Origin of the sequence: Nocardia sp. CA-084685, assembly GCF_050955785.1 — a bacterium.
Lineage (GTDB): Bacteria > Actinomycetota > Actinomycetes > Mycobacteriales > Mycobacteriaceae > Nocardia.
This window is the reverse complement of record NZ_CP192094.1, coordinates 9,182,201-9,194,904: the sequence shown is the minus strand read 5'-3', so window position 1 is coordinate 9,194,904 and position 12,704 is coordinate 9,182,201. Positions and strand designations below refer to the sequence as shown.

Here is a 12,704-nt window from a genome sequence, read left to right as displayed (position 1 = left end):
GTTTGATTTTCCGGCTGGGACAGACGTACATTGCGTCTCATCGGGCCCGCAGGACGACCCGATGCAATAGACGCGGATCCCTCCGGGAGGTCAGATGGATTACGACTGGTCAGCGGCCGATCTGGCCTTTCGCGACGAGGTTCGCGCATTTCTCGACGAGAAGCTGACACCGCAGCTGCGGCGGGCCGGACGCTTGGCGACGAGCGTGTACCCGGATCACGAGGCGAGCATGCGGTGGCAGCACCTACTGCACGAGCGCGGCTGGGCCGCACCGGCCTGGCCGGTGGAGCACGGCGGTTGTGGTTGGACTCTCACCCAGCACTACATTTTCCATCGCGAATCGACGCTGGCCGGTGCGCCCTCGCTCTCGCCGATGGGCATCAGGATGGTCGCGCCCGCGATCGTCGCATTCGGTACGCCGGAGCAGAAAGCCTTCTATCTGCCGCGCATCCTGACCGGGGAAATCTTCTTCTGCCAGGGCTATTCGGAACCGGAGGCCGGTTCGGACTTGGCCGCGCTGAGCATGGCGGCCGTCGACGACGGCGCCGATTTCGTCTGCACCGGCAGCAAGATCTGGACGACCCACGCCACCGAGGCGAATTGGATCTTCTGCCTGGTCCGGACCTCGCGTGCGGGGAAGAAGCAGCAGGGCATAACGTTCCTGCTGATCGATATGACCACGCCGGGCATCGAGATCCGGCCGCTGGTGATGACCTCCGGTGAACAGGTGCAGAACCAGGTCTTCTTCGATAACGTCCGGGTGCCGAAGGCCAATGTGCTCGGTCGCATCGATGACGGCTGGACCGTCGCGAAATATCTGCTCGTGCACGAGCGCGGCGGTGCGGCCGCGCCGATGCTGCAGGTCATGGCCCAGGATGTGGCCACCGCGGCGGCCGGGCAGACCGGCCCCGACGGCAATCCGCTCATCGATGACGCGGCATTCGCGGCGAAGCTCGCCGAGGCTCGAATTCGCACCGAGGTGCTGGAAATCCTGGAGTACCGCGCGCTTTCGGCGATGGCGCAGGGCAAGAATCCGGGTCTCGCCTCCTCGATGCTCAAGATCCTGGCCACCGAATTGAGTCAGCGGCTCACCGAATTGGCGCTGGAGGCAGCCGGTTCACGTGGACGCGTCTATCAGCCGCATGCCACCGCGCCAGGCGGACCGATCGCCGAATTCACCCCGCCCGCGGACGGCTATCGCAGCGGCGCGGACTGGCAGGCCGTCGCGCCGCTGCGCTACTTCAACGACCGGGCGGGCTCGATCTATGCGGGCAGCAACGAAATTCAGCGAAATATCCTCGCCAAGGCAGCATTGGGGCTCTGATGGACTTCACCTTCACCGATGAGCAGGAACTGCTCCGCGACGCGGTGGCCGGATACCTCGGCGCCCGTTACGAATTGGACAAAAGCCGAGGCGCGGCGAAATCCGATGCCGGGTGGCAGCCGAGCATTTGGCGCGGATTCGCCGAGGAGCTGGACATTCTCGGCGCCACTTTGCCCGAGCGGGTCGACGGCATGGGCGGTGGTCCGGTCGAGTTGATGATCATCACCGAGGAACTCGGTCGTGCGTTGGTCGTCGAGCCTTATGTGGATACCGTGGTTGTCGGCGCTGGTCTGCTGAATCGTCTCGGTGGCGAACGCGCGGATTCGGTACTGCGACAGATTGTTTCCGGTGCGGCGCGGACCGCGTTCGCCGCGCTGGAGCCGAGCTCGGGGCAGACGCTGCACGATGTATCGACAACCGCGCGCCGCGACGGCGACGGGTGGGTGCTCGATGGCGTCAAGACCGTCGTGACAAGTGCGCCGCTGGCCACGCATCTGCTCATTACCGCACGCACCGGCGGTGATCGGCGCGCTGAGGACGGAATTTCGCTGTTTCTCGCCGAATTCGACGCCGCCGATCCACCCGCGGGTGTCGAGGTGCATTCGTATCGGACGATCGATGACCGGGTCGGCTCCGATATCACCTTCACCGGCTTCCGATTGCCCGCCGATGGATTGTTGGGCACCGAGGGGGCGGCGTGGGACGCGATCGATGCCACTGCGGACGAAGCCATCGCGGCGATCGCGTCCGAGGCGGTCGGCTGCATGCGAAAGGTATTGGCGGACACTGTCGAATACGCCAAACAGCGACATCAGTTCGGTCAGCCGATCGGCAGCTTCCAGGTGCTCCAGCATCGCATGGTCGATATGTACATCGAGCTCGAGCAGGCCATTGCCGCGGTATACCTGGCCGTCTACTCCTTGGGTGCGTCAGCGGCGGACCGGGCGCGAGCGGTCTCGGCCGCGAAGGTCACCATCGGCCGGGCCGCGCGCTTCATCGGCCAGAATGCCGTCCAGCTGCATGGTGCCATGGGTATGACCGAAGAGCTCGCGATCGGGCACTACTTCAAACGCCTGACCGCGATCGAATACGAATTCGGTTCCAGCGACCAGCATCTCGCTCGGTATGTGGCGTTGACGAGGCCGTAGTCATAGACGCCGCCGGTCGGCCGACTCCGGATGCGGACGCGGCCGACCGGAAGCCTGCGGTCAGCTTGTCTTCAGACGGTGATGTGGCTGTCCGGTTATGGCCGCAATCGTTTGATAGTCACTGTCCACATGGAGAACCGTTGCGCCGTGAATCTCGGCTGTCGCGGCGATGATCAAATCGGGGATCGGTTGACGATGCTCGCCCCGTTCGGCAAGCAGACCTTGAACCGCGAGCGCCCGATCCATCACTTCCTCGGTTACCGGCAGCCAGACCAATGACTTCTGGCCCGCCAGCTTGGCGACATAGTCGGTATGCGATCGCGCGGAGTACCCGATTTCCAACGCTGTGAGATGACAAGCGGCGACCAACGCACCTGGTTCGCCGGTCACGCGCATGAAGTCGGCCGAAGCGATCTCGTCTCGGAGCACCCACTCGAGCGCCGACTTGTCGGCCAACATGAACATCGTCCTCAGCGCCAGGCTCCCTTCATTGCCTCGGGCGACAGGTCGGTTGCGCTATCGCGAAGCTGTTGAATCATCTTCGAGACCGCTCGCCGGTTGGCTACCTCCCGCAATGCGGCATTGACAGTGGCCACCTTGGTCTTGGTGCCCAATTCCTCGGCGGCAAGCGCTAAAGCGTCGTCGTCGATGTCAATTAATGTTCGAGACATGGCGAACCTCCTGATATCAGATTCCCTGTAAGAATGATATCAGGATGCTGCGTCTGAGGACTTACTGAAAGCGATCGGCCCGGGTGCGATGTGCGCACCCGGGCCGATCTATCCCGTCAGTTCTTGCGGCCGGGGGCCTTGGCACCGGATTTGAAGCCGAGGCCGCCGGGCTTGGCGGGTGGCGGTGTCGCGGCGGGGGCGCCGTTGCCGTTGGCGGGCTGGTTCGGTTCGTCAGCTGGTTCGGTTGCGGCTTCCTGGGTGGGGGAGGTCGGTTCCGCGGGGGCCGATGGGGCCGGAGTGGCCGTGCCGGGGGCCTTGGGGCCGGGGCGCTTGAAGCCGGACTTCATGGCCAGGCCTTTGGCGGGGACGGACGGCTTGGTCTCGGTGGGCGTCGAGACCGGTTCGGTGGCAGGGGTTTCCGTCGCCGGGGTGGCTTCGGCTGTGGCCGACGCCTCCGGTGCCTTGGCTCCGGGCGCCTTTGCCGCGCCCTTCATCGCGAGCCCCTTGCCAGGTGCCTTCGCCGGGCCCTTCATTGCCAGCCCCTTGACCGGCGGTGCCTCAGCGGCAGCCTCAGGGGCCGGTGCCTCGGCGGCGGGTGCGGCAGCATCAGGAGTTGCCTTGGCTCCGGGCGCTTTCGCGACACCCTTCATGCCGAGGCCCTTACCCGGTGCTTTCGCGGGGCCCTTCATCGCGAGACCCCGGGCCGGCGCGGCTGGAGCAGCGGGCGCGGTGTCCTCGGCAGGAGCCGGAGTTGCCTTGGCCCCGGGCGCCTTCGCGGCCCCCTTCATGCCGAGACCACCACCGGGCGCCTTGGCCGCACCCTTCATACCCAGACCACCGGGCGCCTTGCCGCCCTTTATCGCCAGACCGCCACCGGCCGGAGCCGACTTCGGTTCGGCGGGTGCTTCTGCGGCGGGGGCCGGTTCGGGTTCGGCGGCAACCGGTTCCGGCTCGGGGGCCTGCTTCGGTTCCTGCACCACGGTCAGATTCTCGGAGAGCTTCGACGGGTCGACCCGGTCGATCGCATCGAGCATCAACTGCGCGACATCGACGACCTCGACGCCTTGGCCGACCTCGCCGCCATCCTTGCGGGCGGTGACGCCATCGGTGAGCATGACCCGGCAGAACGGGCAACCGGTCGCGATCTTGGACGGTTCGTTGCCACCGTTCAGGGTGGACAGCGCCTCGTCGACGCGATCGATATTGATGCGCTTACCGAGTTGCTCTTCCATCCACATCCGCGCGCCACCGGCGCCACAGCACATGGAACGTTCGCCGTGCCGCGGCATTTCGACCAGGGTGGAGCCGGAAGCCTCCATCAACTCACGCGGTGCGTTGTAGACCTTGTTGTGCCGACCCAGGTAGCACGGGTCGTGGTAGGTGACATTCTGCGATACCGAGGCGACCGGGATCAGCTGCTTGGTACGCACCAGCCGGTTCAACAGCTGGGTGTGGTGCACCACCTCGTAGACGCCGCCGACCTGCGGGTATTCATTGTTCAGCGCGTTGAAGCAGTGCGCACAGGTGACCACGATCTTCTTGCGCGACTGCTCGACACCATCGAACACCGAGTTCAACAGCTCGATGTTCTGCTGCGCGAGCTGCTGGAACAGGAATTCGTTGCCGGCCCGGCGCGCGGAGTCGCCGGTGCAGGTCTCATCGGCGCCGAGCACCATGAACTTCACGCCCGCGGTGGCCAACAGCTCCGCGACGGCCTTGGTGGTGCGCTTGGCGCGATCCTCGTACGCACCGGCACAGCCGACCCAGAACAGGTACTCGTATCCGTCGAAGGAGTCCGCGTCCTGCCCGAATACCGGGATCTGGAAGTCGAGTTCGTTGATCCAGTTCAGCCGGTCCTTGGCGTTCTGGCCCCAGGGGTTGCCCTTGTTCTCCAGGTTCTTGAACAAACCGGCCAGCTCGGAGGGGAACTCCGACTCGATCAACACCTGGTAGCGGCGCATATCGATAATGTGATCGACATGCTCGATATCGACCGGGCACTGCTCGACGCACGCACCACAGGTGGTGCAGCTCCACAGCACCTCGGGATCGATGATGCCGTTGACATCCTCGCCGCCGACCAGCGGACGCTCCGCCTCGGCCTTGGCGAGTTCGGAGATCTTGGCCAGCTTCGCCTCGTTGGGCTTGCCGTCGCCGTCGACCAGGCCGACCTCGTCGCCGCTCATATCCTTGCGGCCACCGGCCAGCAGATACGGCGCCTTGGCCACACCGTGGTCACGCAGCGACATGATCAGCAGCTTGGGCGATAGCGGCTTACCGGTATTCCAGGCCGGGCACTGCGACTGGCAGCGGCCGCATTCGGTGCAGGTGGTGAAGTCCAGCCAGCCCTTCCAGGAGAAGTCCTCGACCCGGCCCGCGCCGAAGGTGTCGACATCAGGGTCGGCGGTCTCCATATCGACCGGCTTGCCCCCGGACATCATCGGCTTCGCCGCGCCCAACGCGACGCCGCCGTCGTCCTCACGCTTGAAGTAGATATTGAAGAAGGCCGCGAACCGGTGCCAGGCCACACCCCAGTTGATGTTGCGACCGACCAGCAGCAGGAAGGTGCTGCCCGAAACCATCTTGATGAAGGCGAAGATGGCAACCATCGCCACGCTGGAGGGCAGCAACTTGGCGACCTGCATGGTGAAGAAGTCGGTCCACGCCTCGGAGTGGCCGTAGGTGGCGATCTTGCCCGCCTTCACCATGACCATGCCGATGCCTTCGATGAAGACGATCGCCTCGATGACATAGGCCGGAGCGAACCGGGAACCGCTGAATCGCGACAGCCGCGCGGGTATCCGCGGGTGGTTGAGCTGGCGAATGGCGATCAGCACCAGGATGCCGATCACGGTGCCGATGCCGAGCAGTTCGTCCCACAGGTGGTAGATGCCCCAGCCGCCGATGATCGGCCAGTGGAATTCGGGATCGAAGGTCTGCCCATACGCCTCGAAGTACAGGATGAAACCGCCGAGGAAGCCGATCATCACCAGCCAGTGCGCCCAGCCCACCGTGCGGAACTTGTTCATCCTGGTGTGGGCGAGGAATTCGACGACCATCGTCTTGAAGCGCGGGAAGAATGGTCGCCAACGATCCGGCGCGGGTTGGCCGATCATGATCGCGCGGGTCATTGTGCCGACGCCACCGACGAATGATGCCCAACCCAACAGGCTGAACGCCACACCAATCGTGCCCAGCGTCACTGTCAGGGCATTCATGTCGCGACCTTTCTTTGAGGCAACACGAGCGTGGGCGGCGGTCGCGCCACCCGGTTGGCTCGTATACTAACTGCAAGTAAGTTACCCATCGGTAACTTACTTGTCTATCGTAAGATCGCCGGTTGGCTACTGCCCCATCTTCCTGGGGCTTGACTCAGATTCGGCCTGTGAGGGATCTCACGAAGATCGTGCGGTCCGACTGGCGGTGGGGGCGACAACCACCGTAAACAGGACAAGTTGCGCGCACAGCGGTAAGGACAGGCTTAGTCACGCGGAGATCACAATGTGAAAAACCGATCTCGCATCTTCATGTCGGTTCGATTACGCTCACCACGTTCTGTTTGCTGCGCCTGTCTTTCACACTGCTCGGGGAGAATCCGGGGTCCGACCACCTCGGGTTGATGAGCGCTCTCGCGTGTACGGAAGCGGCGCGCGGACAACCTGATGATGGATTGGAAACTGAATGAATCTCCGCAGCACTACCGCGGCTGCCACGATGGTAATCGGCGCGATGACCATCGGATTCGGAGTTGCTCACGCCGAGCCCGCTCCCGCGGCCGCTCAACCGATCAGCTACTCCGTCAAGCTCGTGGACAAGACGGTCGTCGCCTCGCTCAAGGGGGGAACCTTCGAGCTGACGAAGTCCGACGAGGAATTGCAGGAACCGGACCTCTACACGGTCAAGGACGAGCTCGGCAACACCGTCGTCTCGGTGCCGCTCGACGTCAATGTCGACCAGACCCCGGTCGACGTCAAGCCGGTTGTGAAGGACGACGGCAAGGTCCTCGAACTGACCCCTGACCAGAGCGTCAAGGTCGAGCAAAAGGCGAATACGGTCAACGCTATCGCCAAGCCGATCGCCTCGCCGGATGAAGACCAGCGGGCAATGAACGAGTTCTCCACTCAGTTCGGCATTGCCACGGCGGTCGGCGGATTCGTCGGCACCGCCATCGGTGTCGTTGCCGGTGGTGTCATCGGCTGCATCCTCGGCCTGCCACTGCTCGGTGTCGGCTGCATTCCGGCCGCGATCGCGGGCGCGGGAATCGGTGGCATCCTCGGCACGCTCGCCGTCGGTGGTCCGATCCTGACCCTCGCTGGCATCGACCTGGTCAACACCCTGCAGGCGGCGCCCGGCACCACCAAGTTCGCCGAGAAGTCGGTGCCGGCTCAGCAGCCCGCGTCGGCACAGCAGCCCGTGCCGGCTGAGCAGCCGAACTGATCTCGATCGAACTCGACCGGCCCGCTCCCACCAGGAGCGGGCCGTTTGTGTTTCAGGCCTGGTGTTCGCGCAGATCCAAACTACCGCTGAAGGTTTCCTCGCCCCTGTGCCGTCCGAACCGCCCGAAGGAACGCTCGGCCATCTCGAACGAACCGTCCTCGCGCACCAGCAGGACCGTGCTCGCTCTGGTGCCGTGCAGTGCGTTGGCGATGAATCGGGCCGAGAGCGTGCGCTCGCGCCGCAGCGGAACTCCGGTGTGCGGCAACAGTTCATCGGGCGCCTCGGTGCGATCGGCCAGCACCTCGAAGTAGCGCGCCACATCGCCGGGATCCGACTCGATGACCGCACGCAGGTCGGTGAGACCGCCGCGTACCTTGGGCCAAATGGGTTGGGGCGCTTCGAATGCCGCCGCCGGTCCCGGGGCGGCCGAGGTGATGAACCTGCCGTTGGATACGCCGTGAAAGCCCGGCGTCAGTTCCTGGGGCGGCAGCGCGCTGCGGTTGGAATGCCACCACAGCGATTCCAGGTCCGAGACCAGCACGTTGTAGCCGTTGTAGTCGTCGGGGGCGGCGGCGACGTCGAGCACATACTTTTCCGGACCAGCCAGTTCACGGTTCTGCCTGGTGTCGCGCAGGAAATCCATCAGTAGCGCCCCGCGGGAACGGGCGTCGCCGCGTTCGTCTTTCGGATCGCGCACATTGGTTACGGTGGCGAATCGATTGCGGCCGTTGTCTTCCCGCGTCAACCCGAGCCAGGTGCCCGGCGGATCGCCCGCGACCTTGCGCAGCGCCCCGAGATCACGTCCGGCAAGCAGCCCGGGCACCTCGGGCCACCATCGCATCGACTCGGTCGGGCGGGAGTAGAACTCGTCGCGATTGGCCGCGACGATCAACCGATACTCCGGATGCACTCGCCAACCGATCAACACCAAACACATGCATTCCAGGATGCCGGAATGTCGCCGGGCCCCACAGGGCATTTACGCGTGCTCGGGCAACGCAAGTTCAGTGGCCCCGGGGTCCAGGGACGACAAAAAGGCCGACAGCGTCGCCGCTGTCGGCCTTTTCCAGGGGTCTGGCTAGTTGTTGACCTTCAGCCCCGGATTGTCCGAAAGAACCACACTGACCGGCTGCGCGAACAGCTGCGGCGCATTGCCGGTGAGGGCACCGATCAGATTCGGGATCTCGCAGATCGGGAAGTCGGCCACCGACGACGCGCTGGAGATGCCGAGCGCCAACCGGCCGGTGACGATCGCACCGCCACTGTCACCGGGCAGTGCGCAGATGTTCGCGGAGAAGGCCTGGGTGAGCTCCCGGTCGCCGACCTGCACGGTCTGGTCCACCGCGTTCACGATGCCGCAGCTGAAGCCGGTGCGCGCACCGGACTTGCAGACCGGCGCGCCGACCACCGGAACGGCAACGCCCTCGACCGCGACCGGCTGGCCGGGCTGGCGCACGAAGTTGTTGGTGAACCGGTCCCTGGCCTGATCGTTGATCCGGATGATCGAGTAGTCCTGGGAGCCGAGCACCGACTTCTGGAACGTGCCGACCTGCGCCCCCGGCCGATCGCCGGCCAGCTCGTAGACGCCCGCCGCGTTCCCCGAACCCGCCGACGCGATGTCCGGATTGCAGTGGCCCGCAGTGATATTCACGGCATTGCCGTTCCGGTCGGTGCCGTTGAAGCCCAGCGAGCAGCGCAGCGACGTCTTTCCCGCGATCGAGGCGAAGCCGTCGCCACCGGCCAGCGGACCGGTCTGCATCGCACCCGCGACCGGGGTGGTCTGCAACTGCTCACCAGCGACCGGCGGCGCGGTCACGATGACCCGCGATGGATCGACGAAGTTCGGCATCGGCAGACCGGCCTGCTCGACCCGCACCGCGATGCTGTTGTTGACGGGATCGACCACCACACCGCGCACCAGGGCGGAGACCGCCTCGGGCTGCCCCTCGAGCCAGCGCTCGAAGGCGCTCTTCTCCCCACGCAGCGCAGCCTCGCTCTTGGCGACATTGCGGACCTCGAATCCGGCCGACGTGGCCGCCTGGCGGGCCTCATCGGCACCAGGGCCCTGCGCAAGGGCAACCACGGCTTTGCCGCCGTCATCGAGCCACGAACCCGCGAAGACCTGCGGGAACTGACGCTGCGCCGTGGTGGCGAAGGCCGCGAGCTGCTGGGCCAGATCGGCGCGGTGCAGGTACTCCTCGGGGGAGATCTTCAGATCGCGCGCGACCGCGGCAATCAGGTCGGCGGGCAGGGCCGGCTGGTCCGGTTGTGCGTTCGCTACTGCCGCCGTTGGGCCGAACAGCAGAATCGCCGCCGAGGCGGCGATAACTGATTTTCGGACCCGGGTCTGTCGCGCAGCTGATCGGAACTGACCTATACGTGGCAGGAGCATGCCCATACCTTAAAGTGTCCGGCCGGTTATGCCTACTTATGTTGCGATGTTGTTCGGCCCACTAAGCGACCGGCCGCCGGTTTGTCGGAAAGACGGTGTCCGACAAGGCCTCTCACCCGGCGTTCGGACGGGTCCGCAGCGCGATACCGGAGCCGACGCCGCCGCCGGCCGATGCGTCGATATCGGCCAGGATCGACCGGATCGGAATGCCGAGCGTCGCGGTGCCGCCGTACTGCGCGAGGGCGATATTGGCCTCATTGCAGTCGGGCGCTTCGGCCGCATTGGAACCGCTGGTGATGCCGAGGGCCAGCGTGCCCGAGACGATCGCACCGCCACTGTCGCCGCCCAGCGTGCAGGCCGAGCTGGCGAAGCCGCGCACGGTCTTGCTCACACCTTCGGCGGTGTACAGCTGGGTTTCGACCCGATCGGCCACCACGAACCCGCAGGTGAAGGTGGAGGACTGGCCCGACTTGCAGACCGGCGCGCCGGTGACCGGCTCGGCGGTACCGGTGATGGTCAGCGTGGTGCCGTTGGAGCCGCGCACCGAAGGCTGGTCCATGCCCGCGTTGACCGAGCGCTCGTTGAGCTTGATGACGGAGTAGTCGAGTGCGGTCGGGCCGCCGAGGCGCGCCTTGACGAAGTTGCCGAGCTCGATGCTGTTCGGAATGTCCTTGATATTGGGCAGGTAGACCGCCGCGTGCTGGTCGTCCTTTTCCAGGTTCGGGTCGCAGTGGCCCGCGCTGATGTTGAGCGCGTTCCCCGCCGCGTCCACACTGTTGAAGCCGAACGAGCAAACATCGACGCCGCGCAGCGAGGTGTCCTTCAGCGAGGTCGGCGCGGTGATGTAGGTGTCGCCGCCCATCGGACGGCGCTCGATCGGACCGCCGCTATTGGGCGAGAGGATGACCTTGACGTTGGCGATCAGGGTCGGCAGGTTCAGCGCGTGGCCGACCGGGGTATTGGCGACCGACAGCACCAACTGGCTGTTGAGGAAGTCGACCGCGACGGAGTTGATCGACTGGGAGATGCCCTGGGGCAGCGTGTTGATCCACTGATTCAGCTGCATCAGCGAGGTCTCCAGGCTGTTCGCCGAGATCGGGGCCAGATGCGTCTGGTATCCGTCGGCCGCGGCGATCTTGGCGGCATCGACCGAGGTGACCGCGACGACCGGCTTGCCGTCGGTGCCGAGCCAGGCGCCCGCGTAGGTATCGGGGCGCTCGCTGCGGAACGATTCCGCGTATTCGCTGAGCTCTTGGGCCTTGGCGGAGCGTTCCAGGTACTCCGCGGGCGTCATCTTCAGATCGCGGGAAATGGCCTCGGCGAGTTCGGGCGGCAGGTTCTCGGCGGAAAGCTGCCCGGGTGCTGTCGGTTCGGCCGAAGCGGCGGTGGTGACGAGCAGGGGTGCGATGAAAACGGTCGCGGCCAATCCGATCGAGGCTGCCTTGACCGCGGCGCTGCGCGCCACCAACTTGCGCATGAAGTCCCTTCGTCGGCACGGGGTGTGCCAGCTTCTACACCGGTCAGCCGATCACTTTAAGGCACAAACCCGGGTAGGTCCCTACGAAATCAGCGAGGAGGTGCCATCTCGAACGGAAAAGGCTGCTGCCACGGCAACTGCGTCCACGTCGGAGGCGTGAACATGGGGAAGCCGGGGCGGGTGGTGGTGGTCCGGCTGGACCGGGTGGTGGTCGGCGGTGTCGTCATGGTCGGGGTGGTCGATGGTGTCGTGGTCGGCGGCTCGGTGGTCTCCGGTTCGCTGCTGGTGATGACGACCGGCGGTTCGGTGGTCGCCGGCGGCGTGGTTTCCGGCACGGTCGGTAGGTTCACCGGCGGCTGCGGGGTCGGGCTCGTCGAGACCAGATCGGATTTGGCGTCGCGCACCGGCGGCACCGGGGTGGAGCCGGGATCACGGAACAGCACGGCGATGCCGATGCCGCCGAGTATCAGGCCGACGCCGACCGCGACCGCGATCAGCAGTGGTGTGCCGCGATCTTTCTTGGGCTTCGCGGGCGGGGGCGGCTCCGTGGTCGCCTCGACCGCGGTCGCCGCGACCAGCGGTGCCGCGACCGGCATCGCCGCCGAATAGGCCTGCGGCTGCGCCTCGGGCGTCGGCACCGCCGGGATGACGTCGGTGACCACGGTCGAGTTCTCGGCATTGCTCGGATCCGGCGGGGTCACGCCCGCCGGGGTCGCCAGCACCGCGGCCAGCGCCGCGCGCGCGGCGTCGTAGGCGTAGGCCAATTCCGGTGCGACGGTAGCGCTGCCGGGGAGGTCGCCCTCGCTGACCAGCAATACCGACTTCAGGCCCAGGTAGTCCAGTGCGTCGCGGAGCGAGAGCACGTACTCCGAGGGCCAGCCCGCGGGGTAGGTCGCGTAGAACTCGGCGGCGCCGTTGAGATGTTCAGCGGTCAGATTGATCAGGCAGAACAGTGCGGTCGCGACCAGATCCTCGGCCCGATAGGCCTCGCCGTCGTCGACCGAGATACCGGCCGGATCGCCGACCGCGGACGCGAAACCGGTGATCGAATGCGTATGACCGGCCGGGGCCGGTCCGCCGAGCACAGTGTCGCCGTCATCGGCCATGTGCAGGATCGACTCGCGGACGACGAACGTCGGTTCGTCGTTATCGGTGACGATGGCCGCTGTGCAGTTGTCCTCGGCGATGCGCAGGCCCACCCCAGTGGCCATCCTCAATACCTCGCTTCGGCGTCACGGATCGGGCCGCGCCCCGA

Annotated in this window: 10 protein-coding genes; 3 read left to right on the top strand and 7 right to left on the bottom strand. The window is 65.8% G+C overall.

Annotation, left to right across the window (positions count from 1 at the left end; genetic code table 11):
• Positions 1–94 precede the first annotated feature (94 nt).
• The gene (locus ACQP2U_RS40590; RefSeq protein ID WP_433712453.1) at positions 95–1,324 is read left to right on the top strand and encodes an acyl-CoA dehydrogenase family protein; all 1,230 of its coding nucleotides are present in this window, start codon (positions 95–97) and stop codon (positions 1,322–1,324) included.
• On the top strand, positions 1,324–2,472 hold the full coding sequence (locus ACQP2U_RS40585; RefSeq protein WP_433712452.1) for an acyl-CoA dehydrogenase family protein: 1,149 nt from the start codon (positions 1,324–1,326) through the stop codon (positions 2,470–2,472). The genes ACQP2U_RS40590 and ACQP2U_RS40585 overlap by 1 nt, the downstream gene beginning before the upstream one ends.
• Positions 2,473–2,532: 60 nt before the next feature.
• On the opposite strand, the gene ACQP2U_RS40580 is transcribed toward ACQP2U_RS40585, so the two are convergent.
• The 3 genes from ACQP2U_RS40580 to ACQP2U_RS40570 all read right to left on the bottom strand — a co-directional run bounded on the left by ACQP2U_RS40580 (position 2,533) and on the right by ACQP2U_RS40570 (position 6,361).
• Positions 2,533–2,931, bottom strand: a complete 399-nt coding sequence (locus tag ACQP2U_RS40580; protein ID WP_433712451.1) for a PIN domain nuclease — start codon at positions 2,929–2,931, stop codon at positions 2,533–2,535.
• A gap of 11 nt (positions 2,932–2,942) precedes the next feature.
• A complete protein-coding gene (locus ACQP2U_RS40575; RefSeq protein WP_433712450.1) occupies positions 2,943–3,143 on the bottom strand; it encodes a type II toxin-antitoxin system VapB family antitoxin in 201 nt (66 codons plus the stop codon).
• Positions 3,144–3,259: 116 nt separating this feature from the next.
• Positions 3,260–6,361: a heterodisulfide reductase-related iron-sulfur binding cluster gene (locus tag ACQP2U_RS40570; RefSeq protein WP_433712449.1), complete on the bottom strand. Its 3,102-nt coding sequence runs from the start codon at positions 6,359–6,361 to the stop codon at positions 3,260–3,262.
• Between the two features lie 463 nt (positions 6,362–6,824).
• Between ACQP2U_RS40570 and ACQP2U_RS40565 the strand changes: the two genes are divergently transcribed.
• Positions 6,825–7,580 carry a hypothetical protein gene (locus ACQP2U_RS40565; protein WP_433712448.1) on the top strand — a complete coding sequence of 252 codons (756 nt, stop codon included), beginning with the start codon at positions 6,825–6,827 and terminating at the stop codon, positions 7,578–7,580.
• A gap of 52 nt (positions 7,581–7,632) precedes the next feature.
• Here the strand turns inward: ACQP2U_RS40565 and ACQP2U_RS40560 are convergent, their stop codons facing one another.
• The 4 genes from ACQP2U_RS40560 to ACQP2U_RS40545 all read right to left on the bottom strand — a co-directional run bounded on the left by ACQP2U_RS40560 (position 7,633) and on the right by ACQP2U_RS40545 (position 12,660).
• Positions 7,633–8,517, bottom strand: coding sequence for an NRDE family protein (locus tag ACQP2U_RS40560; RefSeq protein WP_433712447.1), 885 nt, complete (start codon positions 8,515–8,517; stop codon positions 7,633–7,635).
• A gap of 141 nt (positions 8,518–8,658) precedes the next feature.
• A complete protein-coding gene (locus ACQP2U_RS40555) occupies positions 8,659–9,972 on the bottom strand; it encodes a S1 family peptidase (protein WP_397030655.1) in 1,314 nt (437 codons plus the stop codon).
• Positions 9,973–10,084: 112 nt separating this feature from the next.
• Positions 10,085–11,449 (bottom strand): S1 family peptidase, encoded by a 1,365-nt coding sequence (locus tag ACQP2U_RS40550; protein WP_433712446.1) that lies wholly within the window; start codon positions 11,447–11,449, stop codon positions 10,085–10,087.
• Positions 11,450–11,538: 89 nt separating this feature from the next.
• Entirely contained in the window at positions 11,539–12,660 is a 1,122-nt protein-coding gene (locus tag ACQP2U_RS40545; RefSeq protein WP_433712445.1) for a hypothetical protein, read from the bottom strand.
• Positions 12,661–12,704: the final 44 nt, after the last annotated feature.

Bases quoted from the DNA above. Each gene is read 5' to 3' on its own strand.
- ACQP2U_RS40590 (WP_433712453.1), top strand. From the start codon at position 95: ATGGATTACGACTGGTCAGCGGCCGATCTGGCCTTTCGCGACGAGGTT.
- ACQP2U_RS40585 (WP_433712452.1), top strand. From the start codon at position 1,324: ATGGACTTCACCTTCACCGATGAGCAGGAACTGCTCCGCGACGCGGTG.
- ACQP2U_RS40580 (WP_433712451.1), bottom strand. From the start codon at position 2,931: ATGTTGGCCGACAAGTCGGCGCTCGAGTGGGTGCTCCGAGACGAGATC.
- ACQP2U_RS40575 (WP_433712450.1), bottom strand. From the start codon at position 3,143: ATGTCTCGAACATTAATTGACATCGACGACGACGCTTTAGCGCTTGCC.
- ACQP2U_RS40570 (WP_433712449.1), bottom strand. From the start codon at position 6,361: ATGAATGCCCTGACAGTGACGCTGGGCACGATTGGTGTGGCGTTCAGC.
- ACQP2U_RS40565 (WP_433712448.1), top strand. From the start codon at position 6,825: ATGAATCTCCGCAGCACTACCGCGGCTGCCACGATGGTAATCGGCGCG.
- ACQP2U_RS40560 (WP_433712447.1), bottom strand. From the start codon at position 8,517: ATGTGTTTGGTGTTGATCGGTTGGCGAGTGCATCCGGAGTATCGGTTG.
- ACQP2U_RS40555 (WP_397030655.1), bottom strand. From the start codon at position 9,972: ATGCTCCTGCCACGTATAGGTCAGTTCCGATCAGCTGCGCGACAGACC.
- ACQP2U_RS40550 (WP_433712446.1), bottom strand. From the start codon at position 11,449: ATGCGCAAGTTGGTGGCGCGCAGCGCCGCGGTCAAGGCAGCCTCGATC.
- ACQP2U_RS40545 (WP_433712445.1), bottom strand. From the start codon at position 12,660: ATGGCCACTGGGGTGGGCCTGCGCATCGCCGAGGACAACTGCACAGCG.